This window comes from Streptomyces sp. NBC_00435, assembly GCF_036014235.1.
Classification (GTDB): Bacteria; Actinomycetota; Actinomycetes; order Streptomycetales; family Streptomycetaceae; genus Streptomyces.
Map to the genome: position 1 here is coordinate 5,392,675 of NZ_CP107924.1, position 19,087 is coordinate 5,411,761.

The 19,087-nt window shown below is 73.2% G+C and carries 15 protein-coding genes; 5 read left to right on the forward strand and 10 right to left on the reverse strand.

Annotated features, from left to right (window positions below):
- The first annotated feature begins 167 nt into the window (after positions 1-167).
- The 5 genes from OG389_RS24920 (at position 168) to moeZ (ending at position 5,997) form a co-directional block, all read left to right on the forward strand.
- Positions 168-1,958: a DUF3492 domain-containing protein gene (locus OG389_RS24920; RefSeq protein WP_328304067.1), complete on the forward strand. Its 1,791-nt coding sequence runs from the start codon at positions 168-170 to the stop codon at positions 1,956-1,958.
- Positions 1,955-2,866 carry a hypothetical protein gene (locus OG389_RS24925; RefSeq protein WP_328300674.1) on the forward strand — a complete coding sequence of 304 codons (912 nt, stop codon included), beginning with the start codon at positions 1,955-1,957 and terminating at the stop codon, positions 2,864-2,866. The genes OG389_RS24920 and OG389_RS24925 overlap by 4 nt, the downstream gene beginning before the upstream one ends.
- 108 nt (positions 2,867-2,974) lie before the next feature.
- A complete protein-coding gene (locus OG389_RS24930) occupies positions 2,975-3,991 on the forward strand; it encodes an NAD-dependent epimerase/dehydratase (protein ID WP_328300675.1) in 1,017 nt (338 codons plus the stop codon).
- Positions 3,979-4,731 carry a spherulation-specific family 4 protein gene (locus OG389_RS24935; RefSeq protein ID WP_328300676.1) on the forward strand — a complete coding sequence of 251 codons (753 nt, stop codon included), beginning with the start codon at positions 3,979-3,981 and terminating at the stop codon, positions 4,729-4,731. The genes OG389_RS24930 and OG389_RS24935 overlap by 13 nt, the downstream gene beginning before the upstream one ends.
- A gap of 87 nt (positions 4,732-4,818) precedes the next feature.
- A complete protein-coding gene (gene moeZ / locus OG389_RS24940) occupies positions 4,819-5,997 on the forward strand; it encodes an adenylyltransferase/sulfurtransferase MoeZ (protein ID WP_327254829.1) in 1,179 nt (392 codons plus the stop codon).
- Between the two features lie 82 nt (positions 5,998-6,079).
- On the opposite strand, the gene OG389_RS24945 is transcribed toward moeZ, so the two are convergent.
- The 10 genes from OG389_RS24945 to narH all read right to left on the reverse strand — a co-directional run bounded on the left by OG389_RS24945 (position 6,080) and on the right by narH (position 19,082).
- Positions 6,080-7,669, reverse strand: coding sequence for an alpha/beta hydrolase (locus tag OG389_RS24945; protein WP_328300677.1), 1,590 nt, complete (start codon positions 7,667-7,669; stop codon positions 6,080-6,082).
- Between the two features lie 80 nt (positions 7,670-7,749).
- Entirely contained in the window at positions 7,750-10,278 is a 2,529-nt protein-coding gene (locus OG389_RS24950) for an ABC transporter permease (RefSeq protein WP_328300678.1), read from the reverse strand.
- Positions 10,279-10,465: 187 nt separating this feature from the next.
- Positions 10,466-11,248 carry an ABC transporter ATP-binding protein gene (locus tag OG389_RS24955; protein WP_443059334.1) on the reverse strand — a complete coding sequence of 261 codons (783 nt, stop codon included), beginning with the start codon at positions 11,246-11,248 and terminating at the stop codon, positions 10,466-10,468.
- Positions 11,249-11,377: 129 nt separating this feature from the next.
- Positions 11,378-12,631 carry a sensor histidine kinase gene (locus OG389_RS24960; RefSeq protein WP_328300679.1) on the reverse strand — a complete coding sequence of 418 codons (1,254 nt, stop codon included), beginning with the start codon at positions 12,629-12,631 and terminating at the stop codon, positions 11,378-11,380.
- A 5-nt stretch (positions 12,632-12,636) separates the two neighbouring features.
- The gene (cseB, locus tag OG389_RS24965; RefSeq protein WP_328300680.1) at positions 12,637-13,362 is read right to left on the reverse strand and encodes a two-component system response regulator CseB; all 726 of its coding nucleotides are present in this window, start codon (positions 13,360-13,362) and stop codon (positions 12,637-12,639) included.
- A 139-nt stretch (positions 13,363-13,501) separates the two neighbouring features.
- Entirely contained in the window at positions 13,502-14,881 is a 1,380-nt protein-coding gene (gene hemG / locus OG389_RS24970) for a protoporphyrinogen oxidase (protein WP_328300681.1), read from the reverse strand.
- A 64-nt stretch (positions 14,882-14,945) separates the two neighbouring features.
- Positions 14,946-16,145, reverse strand: coding sequence for a TIGR04053 family radical SAM/SPASM domain-containing protein (locus OG389_RS24975; protein ID WP_328300682.1), 1,200 nt, complete (start codon positions 16,143-16,145; stop codon positions 14,946-14,948).
- Entirely contained in the window at positions 16,142-16,867 is a 726-nt protein-coding gene (narI, locus tag OG389_RS24980) for a respiratory nitrate reductase subunit gamma (protein WP_328300683.1), read from the reverse strand. Before narI ends, OG389_RS24975 begins: the two co-directional genes overlap by 4 nt.
- Positions 16,867-17,565, reverse strand: coding sequence for a nitrate reductase molybdenum cofactor assembly chaperone (narJ, locus tag OG389_RS24985; protein WP_328300684.1), 699 nt, complete (start codon positions 17,563-17,565; stop codon positions 16,867-16,869). The genes narI and narJ overlap by 1 nt, the downstream gene beginning before the upstream one ends.
- A complete protein-coding gene (narH, locus tag OG389_RS24990; protein ID WP_443059335.1) occupies positions 17,562-19,082 on the reverse strand; it encodes a nitrate reductase subunit beta in 1,521 nt (506 codons plus the stop codon). The genes narJ and narH overlap by 4 nt, the downstream gene beginning before the upstream one ends.
- Positions 19,083-19,087 lie beyond the last annotated feature (5 nt).

Sequence of the window (19,087 nt, forward strand, 5' to 3'; positions counted from 1 at the left end):
AGCGTGCTCGAACGCGAACCGTACGGGAAAGTTACGACTCTTCACCCCTTCCGGTGGCGCGACGGACAACCGTCCGTCGCGCCTTCGGCATATCCGCTTGAGTTCGTATCCGGCGGGTCCCCGGACCGACGGAGACCGCCTGAAACGGGAGATCGGGGGTGCCACTCGTGCGGATCGGACTGCTCACGGAAGGTGGTTATCCGTATGCCACGGGGGAAGCGAGGCTGTGGTGCGACCGGCTCGTGCGCGGGCTCCCCCAGCACGAGTTCGAGCTCTACGCCCTGAGCCGCAGCGCCGACCAGGAGGAGCGCGGCCACGTGCCGCTGCCGGCCCATGTCACCCGCGTGCGGACCGCCCCGCTCTGGGCACCGGCCGACGACGGGCGCAGTTACCGGCGGCGCGAGCGCCGCCGATTCGCCGCCGCCTTCACGGAACTGGTCCGCGGGATCTGCGCGTCCGACCCCGCGCGGTTCGCGGACGGGCTGTACGCGCTGGCCGAGATCGCCCGCGAGCAGGGCGGGCTGTACGCGGCGCTGCGTTCCGAGACGGCCGTACGGGCGGTCGAGTCCGCCTGTCGCGCCCCCGAGGCGAGCAGGTCCGTACAGCGGGCGCAGGTCGCGGACCTGCTGGAGTTCGTGGACGAACTGGAGCGGCTGCTAAGGCCGTTGTCCCTCGACTGGTACGAGGACCTGCGCGAGGTCGACGTCTGCCACGCGGCCGCGGGCGGGGTGGCGGCGCTGCCCGGGCTCCTGGCCAAACGCTTCTTCGGAGTGCCGCTCCTGGTCACCGAGTACGGGGTCCAGCTGCGGGCCCACTACCTGGAGCACACCGCGCAGGACGAGCGGCCCGCGGTACGGGCCCTGCTCGCCGCCTTCCACACCCGGCTGGCCGGCGAGATCTACGCCCGGGCCGACCTGCTCACCCCCGGCAACGCGCACGCCCGGCGCTGGCAGGAGCGGTGCGGGGCATCGAAGGACCGGCTGCGCACGGTCTACCCCGGGATGGAGGCGGACCGATTCGCCGCCGTGGGGGAGGACCCGGCGTGCGGGGACCCGCACACGCTGGTGTGGGTCGGCCGGATCGAGCCCGCCAAGGACCTGATCGCCCTGCTCCACGCCTTCGCCGAGGTCCGCAGGGCCGAACCGCTCGCCCGGCTGCGGATCTTCGCGACATCGGTCGGCACGGGAGCGGGCGGAGCGGCGCCGGGAGGAGCGGCGCCGGGCGGCCACGCGGTGGGCCACGGCTACCTGGCGGACTGCCGCTCCCTCGCCGCACAGCTCTTCCCCGACGAGGCCGCCGACGCCCACGCGGTCGGCGAGAACCCGGTCACCTTCGAGGAGATCGGCGGACCCGACGCGCCCTCCACGGCCGAGGCGTACGGCGCCGGGCGGGTGGTGGTGCTCTCCTCCGTCATCGAGGGCTTCCCCATCACGCTGGCCGAGGCGATGTTCTGCGGCCGCGCCACCGTCTCCACCGACGTGGGCGCCGTCGTCGAGGTGATCGGCGGAACCGGGCTCGTGGTGCCGCCGCGCAATCCGCGCGCGCTCGCCGAGGCCTGCGTCTCGCTGCTGGGCGACCCCGAACGGGCCCAGCGCCTCGGGGCGGCCGCACGGGCGCGAGCCCTCGAACTCTTCACCGTCGAGCAGAACGTCACCGCCTTCCAGGAGTCCTACCTCAGCCTGCTGGCCCACGGCCCGGTCCGCCCCGACGCCACCGGCGTGCCCTTCGAGCACCCGCCGGAAGCCCGCGTCCCGGGCCACTGGGCCACCCCGACCTGGGCCACTCCGGAGCCCGCGCGGGCCACCGCGCAGGTCGCGCCGGCCGGGGAGCAGCGGCCACCGTCCGCGGGCGGCGAGCCCCCCGCCACCCCGGTTCCGGGCCCGGCCGCGCCTTCGGCCACGGAAGCGTCCGCAGCCCCGCCCGCGGTGCCCGTCGAGAGTTCGGAGGCCTCGGTATGACCGTCCCGCTGGACGAAGCCGTCCCCGTCGACCCGTCTCCGCGCCGCAGGCAGCCGCGGGCCGGAGGGGATCCCGTCAAGGCGCTCCTCCACCGGCACCGGGAGCTCTGCGAGCGTGCCGTGGACCCGCTGGAGATCGCCGCCGGGCTGGAGGCCCACGGCATCACCGACCGCACCGCCGCCCGCTTCCGCCACCGGGACGTCTTCTCCCTCGCGGAGGAGCTCTACGCCCGGACCCCCCGCGACCGGTCCCCGTCGGCCCCGTCCGCCGGGATCCCGGTCCGCCCCGAGGCGGTACGCGGCTTCGGCTACGCGCTGCTGCCCGGCGCCCTCGCCCTCGGCGCGGCCGCCGCCGGGATGCCCTGGGCCGGAGCCGCCGCGGTGCTCGCCACCGTCGCCGCGCTCGGCCGCCCGGGGCGGGCCGCCGCGGGCCGGGTGCCCGCCCCGGTGTACCTGTTGGCCGCCCTCGCGCTCGGTTGGGCCGTCCACCGCCACGGGACCCCGCTCGGGGTGGCCCTGGCCGTGGCCGCCGCCCCCGGGTACCTGGCCGGCGCCGTCCTCGCGGCCCGCGCCCGGCGCCGGCTCACCACGAGCCGGGGCCTGGAGGACTTCGCCGACGGGGTGCGACCGCTGCTCCTCGGGACGCTCGCGCTGTTCACGGCGGCCGCCGCGGGGGCGGCCGCACTGACCGGGGCCCCGCAGTCGGTGGCCGTACCGCTCGCGGTGCTGCTGTTCCTGACCCGGCTGCTGCTCGGCCACGGGGTCCCGCGCGGGGCCCTCCTGGCGGCCCTGGCCCTCGTACTCGCCCTGCTCCCGGTCCCGGCGGCGCCGTTCGCCGCCGCGGCGGGACTCCTCGTACCCGCCGTCCTCGCACTGTCGCGGGCCTCCGCGCACGCGCAGCGGCCCTGAGTCCTTCGGAAGCCGACACCGAAGCGCCGTACCCGTACCCGTACCGATCCATCCAGCAAGGGAGAAACAGGACATGACCGGCCAGCCAACCAACCAAGGGGCCGCGCGATGAGGGTGCTGCTGATCGGAGCCAACGGATACCTCGGGCGTTACGTGGCGGACCGCCTGCTCGCGGACCCCGCGGTCCAGCTCACCGCACTCGGCCGCGGCGACGACGCCGACGTGCGCTTCGACCTCGCCACCGGCAGCCCCGGCGCGCTCACCCGGTTCCTCGACGCCGTCCACCCGGGCGTCGTCATCAACTGCGCCGGAGCCACCCGCGGCGGAGCCCGGGAACTGACCCGGCACAACACCGTCGCCGTCGCCACGATCTGCGAGTCGCTGCGCCGCAGCGGCTGCGGCGCCCGCCTCGTCCAGCTCGGCTGCGCCGCCGAGTACGGGCCCAGCCAGCCCGGGTCCTCCACGGCCGAGGACGCCGTGCCCAGACCGGGCGGGCCGTACGGAGTGAGCAAACTGGCCGCCACCGAGCTCGTGCTGGGTTCCGGGCTGGACGCCGTCGTCCTACGGGTCTTCTCGCCCGTCGGCCCCGGCACCCCGGCCGGATCCCCGCTCGGCCGGCTCGCCGAGGCCATGCGGCGCGCGATGCAGTCCGGGGACGGCGAGCTCAAGCTCAGCGGGCTCGGCGTCCAGCGCGACTTCGTCGACGTCAGGGACGTGGCGCGGGCGGTGCACGCCGCCTCGCTGTCGGCCGCCCAGGGCGTCGTCAACATCGGCACCGGGCGCGCGGTCCGGCTGCGTGACGCGGCCGCCGTGCTGGCGCGGGTCGCCGGGTACGGGGGCTCGCTGCACGAGATCGACGTACCGCAGCACGGGCAGCACCCGCAGGCGCACGGGCACCCGGGTCGGCCGGCGGGGCTCGCCGCCATCGGCTCCCCGCGCTCCGAGGCCACGGCCGAACAGCTGGCCGCCGCGGCGGCGCAGCCCCCGTACCCCTATCCGGACGGATGCGGAGCCTGGCAGCAGGCGGACGTACGCACCGCCCGGGACCGGCTCGGCTGGCGGCCCCGGATCAACCTGGAGGAGTCCCTGGCGGACATCTGGATGGAGGCGGCGTGCCGCATCTGACCACCCCGTCGGTGGCCGGTCAGGCGGCCACCGGTGCCGGCCGGCTCGGACTGGGCGTCCCCGGCTACGCGCACCCGCTGCTGGCCCCGGTGGAGTGGGCCGAGCTGACCCGGCCCGGGACCCCGCTGCACTGGGCCGTGCTCAACGTCACGGACGGGCCGGGCGGCCGGCCCGACCCGCACTGCACGGAGGCCGTCGCGAAGCTGCGCGGTGCGGGAGGGGTGATCCTCGGTCATCTCGCGATGCGAGACGGGGAGAGGTCGTTCGGGGAGCTCGTCTCCGACGCCCACCGCTTCCGCGACTGGTACGGAGTCGGCGGCTTCTACCTCGCGGACGCCCCGGCCGGGAAAGCGGAGCTGGCCTCCGTGCACCGGGTCACGGACGCCCTGCGGGGGCTCGGGCAGGACCTGCGGATCGTCCTCGGACAGGGCACCCACCCGTACGAGGGATACATGGAAACCGCTGATCAACTGGTCACCTTCGCCGGTACCTGGGCCGACTACCGCTGGTCGCAGGTGGCGGAGTGGACGGCGGACCATCCGGCGGAGCGGTTCTGCCACCTCGTGCACGGGGTGCCGCGCACGCACCTGGAGGAAGCCTGCCGGATCGCCCGCTGGCAGGGCGCCGGCACCATCTGGTTCACCGACCGGCGCGGGGGCGGGGACCGGGATCCCTGGGCCTCGATGCCCGCGTACTGGGACGAAATCGTCTCGCGGATCGGGACGGGTGTCTTGGAATGAAGACGGCCGTGGCAGTGTTACGGGGAGAACAACCATTCAGTTTGCTCCCCGCGCCCGCGTGGGGATGCTCCCATCTACGGAGTGCCCGTGTCGCTGCCACCGCTGGTAGAGCCAGCCGCTGAGCTCACCGTTGACGAGGTCCGTCGGTACTCGCGGCACCTGATCATCCCGGATGTCGGGATGGACGGCCAGAAGCGTCTGAAGAACGCCAAGGTGCTCGCCGTGGGCGCGGGCGGCCTCGGCTCGCCCGCCCTCATGTACCTGGCCGCGGCCGGCGTGGGCACGCTGGGCATCGTGGAGTTCGACGAGGTCGACGAGTCGAACCTGCAGCGCCAGATCATCCACAGCCAGGCGGACATCGGCCGGTCCAAGGCCGAGTCGGCCCGCGACAGCGTGCTGGGCATCAACCCGTACGTCAACGTGGTCCTTCACGAGGAGCGGCTCGAAGCCGACAACGTGATGGAGATCTTCAGCCAGTACGACCTCATCGTCGACGGCACGGACAACTTCGCCACGCGCTACCTCGTGAACGACGCCTGCGTGCTGCTGAACAAGCCGTACGTATGGGGTTCGATCTACCGCTTCGACGGCCAGGCCTCGGTCTTCTGGTCCGAGCACGGCCCGTGCTACCGCTGCCTCTACCCGGAGCCGCCCCCGCCGGGCATGGTCCCGAGCTGCGCCGAGGGCGGCGTGCTGGGCGTGCTCTGCGCGTCCATCGGGTCCATCCAGGTCACCGAGGCCATCAAGGTCCTCACGGGTGTCGGCGAGTCGCTGGTCGGCCGTCTGATGATCTACGACGCCCTGGAGATGCAGTACCGCCAGGTCAAGGTCCGCAAGGACCCCGACTGCGCGGTCTGCGGACCGAACGCGACCGTCACCGAGCTCATCGACTACGAGGCCTTCTGCGGCGTCGTGTCGGAGGAGGCCCAGGAGGCCGCGCTCGGCTCGACGATCACTCCCAAGCAGCTCAAGGAGTGGATCGACAACGACGAGCCGATCGAGATCATCGACGTCCGCGAGATCAACGAGTACGAGATCGTCTCGATCCCCGGTGCGAAGCTGATCCCCAAGGGCGAGTTCCTGATGGGCACCGCCCTCGCGGACCTGCCCCAGGACAAGCGCATCGTCCTGCACTGCAAGACGGGTGTCCGCAGTGCGGAAGTCCTCGCGGTCCTGAAGTCCGCGGGCTTCGCCGACGCGGTCCACGTCGGTGGCGGCGTCATCGGCTGGGTCCACCAGATCGAGCCCGAGAAGCCGGTCTACTAGCAGTCACCCGGAGGGGCCGTACCTCGCCTGCGCGAGGTACGGCCCCTCCGGCGTGCTCCGGACCGGAGCGGCCCGAGCGGTCCTATGCGGGCGTCGGCGGCGTGGCCGCGGGGGAGGGCGACTTGGACGCCGTGCAGACGGCGCCCGCCGCGGGCACCTTCCCGTCCAGCAGGTACGCGTTGACCGCCTGCTGCACGCACTTGTCGCCGCTGTTGTACGCGCCGTGCCCCTCGCCCTTGTACGTGAGCTCCACGCCGACGCCGGGGCCGAGCCGTTCCACCATCTTGCGCGCGCCCTCGTAGGGGGTCGCCGGGTCTCCGGTGTTGCCGATCACCAGGATGGGCGCCGAGCCGGGGGCGGAGACGTCCGGGGTGTTCCAGGCGCCGGCGACGGGCCAGTCGGTGCAGCCCATCATGGCCCAGCCGAGGAAGTCCCCGAAGACGGGCGAGGCGGCGCGGAACTCCGGCAGCTTCGCCTTCGTCTGCTCCAGGGTGTACCGGTCCTTGGAGTCGGCACAGTTGATGGCGGTGTTGGCCGCGCCGATGTTGCTGTAGGTGCCCTTCGGGTCGCGGCCGTTGAGGGCGTCGGACATGGCGAGCAGCAGCTGGCCCTGGCCGCCCTCGGCCTCGTCCAGGCCCTGCTCCAGCAGGGGCCAGGCCTCCTTGGAGTACAGGGCGAAGGCGATGCCGTTGGTCGCGGCGGTCTCCGTGAGCAGGCGGTCGCCGGATCCGGCGACGGGCTTGGCCGCCAGCTGCTTCTGGAGTTTGATGATGTTCTCCTCGATTTCCTTGGCGGTGCTGCCCTGCAGGCGGCAGGCGTCGCCGCGGTCCACGCAGTCCTGGGCGAAGTTGCCGAGCGCGAGCTGGAAGCCCTTGGCCTGGCCGAGGGCGCCCTCCTCGGAGTTCTTCGTGGGGTCGACGACGGCGTCGAAGACGGCCCGGCCGACGTTCTTGGGGAAGAGGTGGGCGTAGACCCCGCCGAGTTCGGTGCCGTAGGAGATGCCGAAGTAGTTCAGCTTCTCGTCGCCGAGGGCCTGGCGGATCCGGTCCAGGTCGCGGGCGGCGTTCTCCGTGCCGACGTGGGGGAGCACGTTGCCGGAGTTCGCCTTGCAGGCGCTGCGGTACGTGTCGCTGGTGGCGAGGAAGTCCTTCTCCTGCGCCGGCGTGCTGGGGCTGGAGTCGGAGGCGTAGTACGCGTCCAGCTGCTTGTCGTCCTCGCACCGGACGGGCGCGCTGCGGCCGACCCCGCGCGGGTCGAAGCTGACCAGGTCGTACCGGTCGCGCAGGGCCGCGTACTCGTTCGCCGCGCCGGGCAGGCTGGTGATGCCGGAGCCGCCGGGGCCGCCGAAGTTGAAGACGAGCGACCCGATCCGCTTCTTCTTGTCCCGGGCCTTGGCCCGGATCAGCGCCAGCCCGATCTTCTCCCCTTCCGGCTTCGCGTAGTCGAGGGGTACGTCCAGGACGGCGCACTGCCAGTCCGTCCCGGGGACCTGTCCGCCGCCCTCGGCCGCGGTGGGGGCCTCGCAGTCTCCCCAGTCCAGTTTCCTGGCACCCTGAGCGGCGCCGTCCTTGCCCCTCTTCCCTTTGCCCCCGCCGTCGGAACAGGCACTGGTGACGAGGAGCGTGGCGGCAACGGCGGCGGCAGCGGCGACCCGCAGGGCGTGTGTCGGCATGCCTTCATCCTGTGCGCGCCCCGCTCCTTCCGCCCGCGCGCTGACCCATCCGGGTCAGACCCCCGGGCCCGGACGGGGGGTCAGTGCGCCGCGGTCGCCGCGGGTATGTCGACGCGGGCGGCCCTGCGGGCCGGCCAGAGGGAGGCGAGGAGCGCGCCGGCCAGGGCGAGCAGCACGCCGAGGGCGAGCCGTCCCCAAGGGATGACCAGGGCGTACCCCGCGACGCTCTCCTGGAGGGTGTGGCCCAGTGCCCAGCCCGTGAAGATGCCCATGACCGTGCCGACGGCCGCGCCGAGGGCGCCGACGAGCAGGGCCTCCAGACGGATCATCCGGGCCACTCCGGTGCGGTCCAGGCCGATGGCCCGCAGGGTGCCGATCTCCTTGCGGCGTTCGAGCACGGACATCGCGAGGGTGTTGGCGATGCCCAGGGCGGCGATCACCAGGGCCATGCTGAGCAGGGCGTAGAAGACGTTCAGCTGGTCGTCGATGCCGCTGGTGTCCTCGGCCCGGATGCCGTCCCGGTCGAGGACGGACAGGGCGGGGTTGTCGCCGAGCGCCTTGGTGACGGCGGCGAGCGCGGCCCGGCCGGGCCCGCCCTTGGTGGCGACCACGATGGAGTCGGTGTTCGGCGTGGAGTCGTAGCGGGCGACGAGGGAGTCGGGCGCCGTGATGCTGGGGAGCAGGTTGCTCTGCTGGTCCGCCTGGTAGATGGCGCCGATGGTGACCTCGTCCCGCTGGTCCTGCCGTTCGAGGGGGAGGCGCTGGCCGACCTTCCAGCCGTTGGCCCGGGCCTTGAAGTTGGCCACGGCGATCCGGCCCTGGGCCAGGCTGTCGAGGGAGCCCTCGGTGACGTCGTAGCGCAGGAGGCGGCCGATGGTGGCGGGGTCGACGCCGGTCAGGACGGAGGAGGCTCCGCCGATCCGGTAATCGGTGGACTGGTTGAGCGGGCTGTAGGCGGCGTCGGGCAGTTTCCCGAGGAGCGCGGCGGTGGCGGGGGTCATCCGCTGGCCGCCCGAGGGGGCCTTCACCAGGTAGTCGGCGGTGAAGTCGCGGGTGGTCGCGCCGTCGAGGTACTGGGTGGCGGAGGCGCCGAGGACGGACAGGCCCGAGGCGAGCGTGAGGGCGATGGCAAGCGCGGCGGCGGTGGCGCCGGTACGGCGGGGGTCGCGCACGGTGTTGCGGGCGGCGAGGTCGCCGTGCACCGGGTGCACGCGGACCAGCAGTGGCCGGAGCAGGGCGGTGAACGGCCGGGACAGGAGCGGGACGAGGGCGATGGCCCCGGTGAGGGTGAGGGCCGCGCCGAGGCCGATGACGGTCCGGGAGTCCTCGCCGGTGGCGAGGGCTCCGTAGAGCACGGCGGTGGTGCCGGTGAGCGTCAGCGCGGCGCCGAGGCCGGTGCGCAGGGACCCGGCCCGCGCGGGCGCCGCGGGCTCGGCCGCGCCCAGGGCGGCGACGGGCGGGATCGCCATGGCCCGGCGGACCGGGATCCACGAGGCGAGCACGGGCAGGGCGGTGCCGACCACCATCGCGATGATCACGGTGGCCGGGAGGAGGACCAGCGGGGTGGCCGGGGCGTCGGCGGGGGTGAAGACCGCCTGGAGCAGGGCGGCGACGCCGGTGCCGGCCACGACGCCGGCCACGGAGGAGATCAGGCCGACGAGGACGGACTCGGTCAGCAGGATGCGCCGCACCTGCTTGCGGGAGGCACCCACGGCCCGCATCAGGGCCAGCTCCCGGGTGCGCCGGGAGACCAGCATGGTGAAGGTGTTGGAGATGAGGAAGGTGGCCACGAACAGGGCGACCGCCGCGAAGCCCACCATGATCTGGCTCATGGTGTCGCTGCCGCTGGAGGCGAGGTTCGCCTGGATCCGGGCGAGCTGGGCGCCGGTGGCGGCGCTGGAGTCCTTGGGCAGCACCGGTTCGACGCGGGCGAGGAGCTGGGTCACGTCGGTGCCGGGTACGGCGGTGATCTCGATGTCGGTGTACTGGCCGGGCTGGAGGAACAGCCGCTGGGCGGTGGCGTCGGCGAACAGCGTCAGACTGCCCCCGGGGGAGAGCTTGGACCCGTCGGTGCGGAAGACGCCTTGGAGGGTGTACGAGTCGGCGCCGGTGTTGGTGCCGACGCGCACGGTGTCTCCGACGCGGTAGCCGGCCTTGGCGGCGGTCTTCTCGTCGAGGGCGATCGCGTGGTCGCCGGTCGGGCCGGAGCCCTCGGTGAACCGGTAGGCGGGGTCCGTGCCGGCCTTGTCGGGGGCGAAGTTGCCGCCCTTGCGGAAGGTGCCGTTGCCGAGCAGCCGGCCCTCGTGGTCGGCGACGGCGGCGAAGCCGCTGACCCGGCCCGCGACGGCGCCGACGCCGGGGACCGCGGCCAGGGTGGCCGCGGTGCGGGCGTCGAGGGTGGCCGGCGGCCCCCCGGGCAGGGTGTTGGGGGCCACGTCGAGGGCGATGCGGTCGTAGCCGGCGGTCGCCCGGTCGACGGCGGCCTGCTTCAGGCTGTCGCCGTAGACGAGGCTGCCGGTGACGAAGGTGACCCCGAGCATGACCGCGAACGCGGTCATCAGCAGGCGGGCCTTGTGCGCGAGGACGTTGCGCAGGGCGCTACGGAACATGGGATGCGGATCCTGGGAGGTGGGCTCGGCGGATGCGAGCGGGCGGCTGCTTCGGTGCCGGGGCGAGGGCGAGGGCGAGGGCGAGGGCGAGGGCGAAGGCGAAGGCGAAGGCGAAGGCGAGGGCGGGGCGAGGGCGAGGCGGCTCGGGTACGAGCGGGGCGCCCGGGTGCGCGCGGGTGCGCGCGGGTCAGCTCGTGCGCGAGCGGGCGTCGAACGCCTTCATCCGGTCCAGGACCCGGTCCGCGGTGGGCCGCGTCATCTCGTCCACGAGGCGGCCGTCGGAGAGGAAGACCACGCGGTCGGCGTAGGAAGCGGCGACCGGGTCGTGCGTGACCATGACCACCGTGCGGCCCAGCTCGCGCACCGAGTCGCGCAGGAAGCCGAGCACCTCGGCCCCGGCGCGGGAGTCGAGGTTGCCGGTGGGCTCGTCGCCGAAGATGATCGCGGGCCGGGACACCAGGGCCCGGGCCACGGCGACGCGCTGCTGCTGCCCGCCGGACAGCTGTCCGGGACGGTGACCGAGGCGGTCGGAGAGGCCGGGCATCGAGACCACGTGGTCCAGCCACTGCCGGTCGGGCTTCCGGCCGGCGATGCTGAGCGGCAGGGTGATGTTCTCCAGCGCGGTCAGCGTCGGCAGCAGGTTGAAGGCCTGGAAGATGAAGCCGACCCGGTCACGGCGCAGCCGGGTGAGCTGCTCGTCGTTGAGCGTGCCCAGTTCCGAGGTGCCGATGCGGACCGAGCCGGAGCTGAAGGAGTCGAGCCCGGCGGCGCAGTGCATCAGGGTGGACTTCCCGCAGCCGGACGGGCCCATGATCGCGGTGAACTCGCCCTCGCGGAAGGAGACGGTGACCCGGTCCAGGGCGACGACCCGGGTGTCCCCGCTGCCGTAGACCTTCGACAGATCGGTGGTGGCGGCCGCGATCCCGGTCGGCGCGTGCAGCGTGTGCGGGGCAAGGGGGGCGGCGGTCACGGGGGACTCCTCTGGGGGTGCGGAAGGTGCACTCAGAAGGGTGGCCGGGAAAGGTATCGGGGGCCGGGCCGCCTCGTATCGGCGTCCGCTCCGGTGTGTATCGGTTGCGTAGGGCCGGGGGCCCGGCGGTCAGTGCGGCAGGCGCAGGGTGGCTACGGCGCCGCCGTCCTCGGCGTTGTCGAAGCGCAGCTCGGCGCCCAGCAGACGGGCCTGGCCCAGGGCGATGGTCAGGCCCAGGCCGTGGCCGGAGCCGCGCTCCGCCGCGCCCGTCTGGAAGCGGCGCGGGCCGTCGCGCAGCAGGTCCGCGGGGAAGCCCGGGCCGTGGTCGCGCACGACGACGGTGCGGTCCCCGACGGTGACCCGTACGGGGGTGCTCCCGTGCCGGTGGGCGTTGATGACGAGGTTGCTGACGATCCGTTCGAGTCGGCGCGGGTCGGTCTCCACGGTCTCCACGGCCTCCACGGTCCGCGCCGGGCCCGCGTCGGCGACGGTGACCTCGGTGTCCAGGCCGGTGCGGGTGACGGCCTCGGAGACGACCGCGCCGAGGGGCACGCGGGCATGGACCGGCAGTTCGGCGCCGGCGTCGAGGCGGGAGATCTCCAGCAGGTCCTCGACCAGACCGCGCAGATCGCGTACCCGGGCCCGCAGCAGGTCCTCCGTCCCACCGGCCGGCAGCAGGTCGGCCGCGGCCAGCAGACCGCCGACGGGGGTGCGCAGCTCGTGGGCCACGTCGGCGGTGAACCGGCGCTCGTCGTGCAGCCGCCGGCCGAGGGTGTCGGCCATGAGGTCGACGGTGGCGGCGATGTCGGACACCTCGTCGCGGCCCTTGGTGGGACCGGTACGGGCGTCCAGGTCCCCGGCGGCGATCCGGACCGCGGTCTCGGAGACCTGCTGGAGCCGGCGGCCGAGCAGCCCGGCTCCGTAGTACGCCAGGGGTGTGGCCGCCGCGAGCGCGATCAGCGAGGCCACCGCCATGGTCGCGTCGAGCTCGTGCAGGTTGTGGAGATCCGTTCCCATGTTGTGCGCGATGGCCAGTACCGGGCTGCCCGGGCCGCCGACCCGCTGGGCGGCCCAGGCGAACGGGCCGGCGTAGGCCGTGTGCCGGTCGTCGTCGGACGGGTTGCGCAGGGCGGGGGGCAGTCCGGCCGGATCGAGTTCGGCTCCGTCCGCGAGGGTTCCGGTGCGCCGGTAGACGTCCATGGCCGAGTACAGCCCGTTGAACACCTGCATGTCGGCCCGGCTCCGGATGTCCTGCGCGGTCCAGAGGTGCACGAGTACTCCGACCGCCGCCGCGACCAGGCAGGCCGTGGCCGCGGCCAGGGCGGCGATCTTCCAGCGCAGCGGAACGCGGCGGCCCGGGCCGGGGCTGTGGAACGAATGCACGGGCCTCAGCGCCTGAGCTTGTAGCCGAAGCCGCGGACCGTCTCGATCCGGTCCCGGCCGAGCTTGCCGCGCAGCCGCTGCACGCACAGGTCCACGACCCGGCTGTCGCCGTCCCAGCCGTAGTCCCAGACGTTGCGCAGCAGAGTGTGCCGCTCCAGCACGACGCCGGGGTGGGCGGCGAACTCCAGCAGCAGCTTCAGTTCGGTCGGGGTCAGCGCCACCGGGGTGCCGGAGACGGCCACCTCCAGGGCGCCGGTGTGGAGGGTCAGGTCCCCGAAGGTCAGCAGCTCCCCCTCGGACGGGGCCGGTCCCGGCCCGTCGCCCGCGGCCTGAGCGGCCGCCGGGGCGGGCGCGTAGGTCGCGCGCCGCAGCAGCGAGCGGATGCGCGCCACGAGCACATTGGTGTCCACGGGTTTGACCACGTAGTCGTCGGCCCCGGCCTCCAGGCCGGCGACGATGTCCAGCCCGTCGCCGCGCGCCGACATCATCAGGACGGGTACCAGGCTGCTCTCGCGTACCCGCCGGCACAGGCCGATCCCGTCCAGGCCGGGCAGCATCACGTCCAGGATCAGCAGGTCGAAGCTGTCGTCGCGGAAGGACTCGAGACCGGTGAGACCGTCGGCGGCGGCCTTCACGCGGTAGCCGTAGCGCTCCAGGGCGACGGTGAAGGACCGGCGCATCAGTTCGTCGTCCTCCACCAACAGCACGCGAACCGGAGTGGGGGAGGACACGGGCGGATGGCTCCTGTTCGGCGGACGGCGACCTGGAAGGAACGATATGGCAGCTGCGACCGCGGCCCGGTCCGCCGCGGCCCGGCGGACCGATTGGATGACCGGTCGAGCGCTGCCTGATACCCGCCCGGTACAAAACCTACGGCTGCGCCAGGATCTGCTTCGCCGCCGCGCGCCCCGTCGCGACGCAGGCGGCCACGCCCACGCCCTCGTACGCCGCCCCGCACAGGGCGATGCCCGGGAGCTTGCCGGCGGCCTCGCGGATCCGGGCGACGCGTTCGCGGTGGCCGACCCCGTACTGCGGCAGGCCCCGGTCCCAGCGGGTGACGCGGGTGGCCAGGGGTTCGCCCATCGGGCCGACCGCGTGGTGCAGTTCGGTGATGGCCGAGCGGACCAGGTGGCGGTCGGGGCGGCTGAGCAGCTCGTCCTCGCCGATCCGGCCGATGGAGGCGCGGAGCACGAAGGTCTCGGGGGCGGCGTCGCGCAGCCAGGACCACTTGTTGGAGAGGAAGGACGCCGCCTTCAGGGTGTGCCCGTCCACCGGCGGGACCAGGAAGCCGTTGCCCTCGGGGAGGAAGTGGGCCTGGGCGCGGGAGAAGGCCATGGTGATCACGGCCGTCGAGGCGTGCGGGATGGAGGAGAGTTCGGCCTCGGCGAGGGGGGAGTGGGGGCGCAGCAGCTCGGCCGCCGCGAAGGCGGGCAGGGCGAGGACGACCGCGTCCGCCTCCATGGTCAGCGCGCCGTCGCCGGTCATCGCCGAGACCCGCCAGCGGCCGCCCGCGACCTGCTGCAGGGAGCGGGCCGTCGTGCCGGTGAGGATGCGGGCCCCGCAGGATTCCGCGACGGCCGCGGGGAAGCGTCCGGTGCCGCCGACCACGCCCTGGACGGCCACGGCCGCCGAGCGCGGGGCGCCGGCCGCGCGCATCCGGAGCAGGGCCGGGAGGAGGGGGGCGCCCTGTTCCGCGAGGGCCGCGATGCGGGGCATGGCCGCGCGCAGCGAGAGCCGTTCGGCGAGGCCGGCGTAGACGCCGCCGAGCATCGGTTCGACGAGGCGGTCGACGGCCTCCTGGCCGAAGCGGGCCGCCAGGTACTCGGTGACCGAGCAGTCCTCGGTGAGTGCGGTGGCCGGGAGGGACTCCTCGGCGGCGACGCGCGCGATGCCCTCGGGGGAGAGCAGTCCGGTGCCGATCAGTGCGGAGGGGTCGGTGGGGACGCCCATCACGTGGCCGGCGGGCAGTGGGCGCAGTCCGCCGTTGGTCCAGATGGTGGTGGGGGCCTTGGCCGGGTCGCAGAGGGCGTCGCCGAGTCCGACGGCGGCGGCCAGTTCCACGGCCTCCGGGCGCAGGGCCATGAGGGATTCGGCGCCCTCGTCGACGGTGATGCCGGCGATGGTGCCGGTCCGGAGCTTCCCGCCGACCTTGGCGTTGCTTTCCAGCAGGGTCACGTCGGCCTGGCCGCGCAACTGCCATGCGGCGGCCAGACCGCTGATTCCGCCACCGATGACGATCACTGAACGCATTGTGTTCTCCCGTGGCCCAAGGGGCCGATATGTTCCCATGTGAAACATATGGGAACGCGGTGATTCAGCGCCTCATGCTTTCGGCCAGAGCCTTGATCTCCTCCTGGTACGGGAAGCTGCCCGGCTCGTACGCGCAGTACGGGTCCGCTTCCAGGACGTCGCGCGTGAAGCCGTACGCCCGCGAGCGCGAGCCCCCGCACACCGTCTTGAACTCGCAGGCCCCGCACTTCCCGCGCAGCAGCGAGGGGTCGCGGAGCTTGGTGAACAGCGCCGAGCCCCGGTAGATCTCCGTCAGCGGGTGGTTCTTCACGTTGCCCGCCGAGACGGGCAGGAAGCCGCTGGGGTGCACCTCGCCCGTGTGCGAGATGAAGACGAAGCCGCGGCCCGAGGAGACGTCCATGGGCGGCCGGCGCACGGCCCGCCGCTCGCCCTCGAAGACCCCCAGCTCGCGGGCGCGGGCCGAGAGGCGCTCGTAGAGCCCGCCCAGCACGGGCCGCTCGCCGCGAGCGTCCAGGACGGTCCGCTGCAGCGCGACCCGCCGGAAGTGGTGGCCCTCGGTCGTCTTGGTGGCCATCACCGCCCCGCAGTCGTACAGGAAGTGCAGGACGTCCTCGGTCTCGGCGGCGGTCAGGGAGTCCAACTGCTCGCCGCGCCCGGTGGGGACCAGGATGAACCCGGACCACAGCATCGCGCCCTCCCGCTTGACCAGCGCCGCGACGTCGGCCAGGTCCTCCAGGCCGGTGCGGGTGACCGTGGTGTTGATCTGGACCTTGAGCCCGAGCTCCCGGGCGGCCCGCCAGCCGTCCAGCGTCCAGTCGAAGACCCCGGGAACACCCCGGAAGGCGTCGTGCCGACCGGCCGTCGAACCGTCCAGGGAGAGCGAGAGCGCGATGGCACCCGCTTCCCGTACCGCCGTGAGGTTCTCGCGGGTCAGCGTCGGCGTGCCCGACGGGGACACGGCGACCCGCAGGCCGAGCGAGGTCCCGTACGCCACCAGGTCGGTGAGGTCGGCGCGCTGGAAGGGGTCCCCGCCGGTGATCACGAAGAGCGGACTGGGCTTGCCGAAGGCGGCGATCTGGTCCATCACCCGCCGGGCGTCCGAGCCGTCGAGCTCCTCGGGGTCGCGGACGGTCTGCGCCTCGGCCCGGCAGTGCAGGCAGGCCAGCGGGCAGGCCCGCGTCGCCTCCCAGATCACGATGAAGGGCCGGTCGGAGACCGCGTGCCGGGGCCGGCGGACGACGGTGCGTTCGGGGCGACGGGTCACGACACCCGCTCCCAGCCACGCTTGCCCGGGCGGTTGGCGAGCTGCTTCGGGTCCCGCCTGCGGTAGACGACGTACGGCCGGAACAGGTACTTCAGCGGTACCGAGAACATGTGCACCAAACGCGAGTACGGGATCAGCGTGAACAGGACGAAGCCGAAGACGATGTGGAGCTTGAAGGCGAGCGGGGCGCCGGCCATCAGGTGGTAGTCCGGGGTGAGGGTGAACAGGCTGCGGAACCACAGGGAGATGCCGTCGCGGTAGTTGTAACCGCCCATCATCCCGGCCGAGTTCAGCATCGTGGCCGTCAGCCCGAGCACCATCGCACCGAGCAGGCACGCGTACATCATGTGGTCGCTGCGCAGCGTCGCCCTGCGCACGGCCGGCACCTTGAAGCGCCGGTAGACCAGGATCCCGATGCCGGCGGCGGCCGCGACGCCGGCGACCGTGCCGGTGGCCAGGGCGATCAGGTGGTACGCGTGATCGCTCAGGCCCGCCGCGTCGGTCCAGCTCTTGGGGACGAGCAGGCCCACGACGTGGCCCAGGACCACGAAGAGCATGCCGAAGTGGAAGAGCGGCGAGCCGATGCGCAGCAGCCGCGACTCGTGCAGCTGCGAGGAGTGCGTGGTCCAGCCGAACTTGTCGAAGCGGGCCCGCCAGACCGTGCCCGCGATCAGCAGGGCGATCGAGACGTACGGGAAGACGCCCCACAGGAGGAGGTCCATCAGGCGGGCAGCCTTTCGGGTGTCGTGGGCCACGGGAGGTCGGTCGGAGCCGCCGAGGGGAAGTCGGCCGGCATGTCGAGGCCCGGCCCGAAGGGTTCGAGCGCCGAGCCCGCGCCCACCAGCTCCTGCGGCGGCCCGTTCCTCGCCAGCGCCTTGGCCTCGGCCTTGGTCTCGGGGGAGGGCCCGGGAAGTGTCGCGCAGACGGCTTCCAGGACCCGGGCGTACGGGGAGGAGGACTCGGTGAGCGCGAGCCGCAGCAGCTCCAGCCCGGCCCGGTGCTCCTGGAGCAACTCGGTGCCGGCCTCCTCCTCGCGGGCCGCGAACTCCAGGGCCACCGGCAGGAAGTCGGGCAGCTCCTCGCCCGCGAACTCCAGGCCGAAATCGCGGTAGATCCGCTTCAACCGGACCAGGGACAGCCCGCGCCGGCGGGTGTCCCCGTCCACCCACCAGGTGAGGTAGAGGCAGCGCCGGTTACGGGTGTCGAAGGTCGAGGTGTACTGGGCGCACAGCTCGATCGGGGTCTGCCGCGCGGCCTCGTCGAGGAACGAGCCGAGCAGCCGGGCCGGTTCGGCGGGCGCCCCGGCGAGGGCCGCACGGAGCCGGGGGAGTTCATCGTGGAAGTAGTCGCCGGGGTACTGCAGGACGCAGCCCGCGACCAGGCGTACGAGGGCATCGCCGCTCTTCGGGTACGCGCTCACGAACTCATCCTCGTGGCACCGAGGTTGAGCATCGCCCGGGGCTCGGGCAGTGCGCCCACCGGGCAGCCCGGGACGTCGGGGTCCAGCGGGTGGGAGTCGGCGAGCGCGTCGGCCTCGGCGCGGGCGGCGCTCGGGACCACGAAGCGGTCCTCGATCTTGGCGACGGCCAGGAGGCGGAACATGTCCTCCATCTCCTGGCCCGACAGCCCCACGGCCCGCGCGATCGACTCGTCCCGCTCCTCGCCCAGGTTGACCCGGCGCATGTAGGAGCGCATCGCGGCCATCCGGCGCAGCACCGCCTCCACCGGCTGGGTGTCACCGGCCGTGAGGATCGCGGCGAGGTACTCGACGGGGATGCGCATGGCGTCGATGGCGCCGAAGAGGTTGCCGGCGTCCTCGCCGTCGCTGCCGGTGGCGGCGACCGCCTCGACGACGGGGGAGAGCGGCGGGACGTACCAGACCATCGGCATCGTCCGGTACTCCGGGTGGAGCGGGAGGGCGACCTGGTAGGTGGCGATCAGGTCGTAGACGGGCGAGCGCCGCGCCGCCTCGATCCACTCGTCGGTGATGCCGGCCGCGCGGGCGGCGGCGATGACGGCCGGATCGTCCGGGTCCAGGAAGCACTCGACCTGGGAAGGGTACAGATCGTGCTCGTCCTCGACCGCGGCGGCCTGCGCGACCCTGTCGGCGTCGTAGAGCATCACGCCGAGGTAGCGCATCCGGCCCACGCAGGTCTCCGAGCACACGGTCGGCATGCCGACCTCGATGCGCGGGAAGCAGAACGTGCACTTCTCGGCCTTGCCGGTCTGGTGGTTGAAGTACACCTTCTTGTACGGGCACCCGGTCACGCACATGCGCCAGCCGCGGCACTGGTCCTGGTCGACCAGGACGATGCCGTCCTCCTCGCGCTTGTACATCGCGCCCGAGGGGCAGGAGGAGACGCACGCGGGGTTGAGGCAGTGCTCGCAGATGCGCGGGAGGTAGAACATGAAGCTCTGCTCGAACTCGAAGCGGATCTTCTCGCCGACCTCGTCGCGGATCTTCTCGACGATCGGGTCCTTCGGCGCGTGCGTGGGGGCGCCGCCGAGGTTGTCGTCCCAGTTGGGACCCCACTCGATCTTGTCCATCGGCTCGCCGGTGACCTGCGAGACGGGCCGGGCGGTGGGCATGTCGTCGCCCGCCGGGGCCTCGGTGAGGTTCTTGTACTCGTACGTCCAGGGCTGGTAGTAGTCGTTGATCTCCGGCAGGTCCGGGTTGGCGAAGATCTTGCCCAGCTTGGCGAGCCGCCCGCCCGCCCTGAGGCGGAGCCTGCCGGAGCGGGTGCGCTCCCAGCCGCCCTTCCACTTCTCCTGGTCCTCCCAGCGGCGCGGGTAACCCTGGCCGGGGAGGGTTTCGACGTTGTTGAACCAGACGTACTCGGTGCCCTGCCGGTTGGTCCACGCCTGCTTGCAGGTGACCGAGCAGGTGTGGCAGCCGATGCACTTGTCGAGGTTCATGACCATCGCGACCTGTGCCATGACGC

Bases quoted from the DNA above. Each gene is read 5' to 3' on its own strand.
- OG389_RS24925 (WP_328300674.1), top strand. From the start codon at position 1,955: ATGACCGTCCCGCTGGACGAAGCCGTCCCCGTCGACCCGTCTCCGCGC.
- OG389_RS24930 (WP_328300675.1), top strand. From the start codon at position 2,975: ATGAGGGTGCTGCTGATCGGAGCCAACGGATACCTCGGGCGTTACGTG.
- OG389_RS24945 (WP_328300677.1), bottom strand. From the start codon at position 7,669: ATGCCGACACACGCCCTGCGGGTCGCCGCTGCCGCCGCCGTTGCCGCC.
- OG389_RS24950 (WP_328300678.1), bottom strand. From the start codon at position 10,278: ATGTTCCGTAGCGCCCTGCGCAACGTCCTCGCGCACAAGGCCCGCCTG.
- hemG (WP_328300681.1), bottom strand. From the start codon at position 14,881: ATGCGTTCAGTGATCGTCATCGGTGGCGGAATCAGCGGTCTGGCCGCC.
- narI (WP_328300683.1), bottom strand. From the start codon at position 16,867: ATGGACCTCCTCCTGTGGGGCGTCTTCCCGTACGTCTCGATCGCCCTG.
- narH (WP_443059335.1), bottom strand. From the start codon at position 19,082: ATGGCACAGGTCGCGATGGTCATGAACCTCGACAAGTGCATCGGCTGC.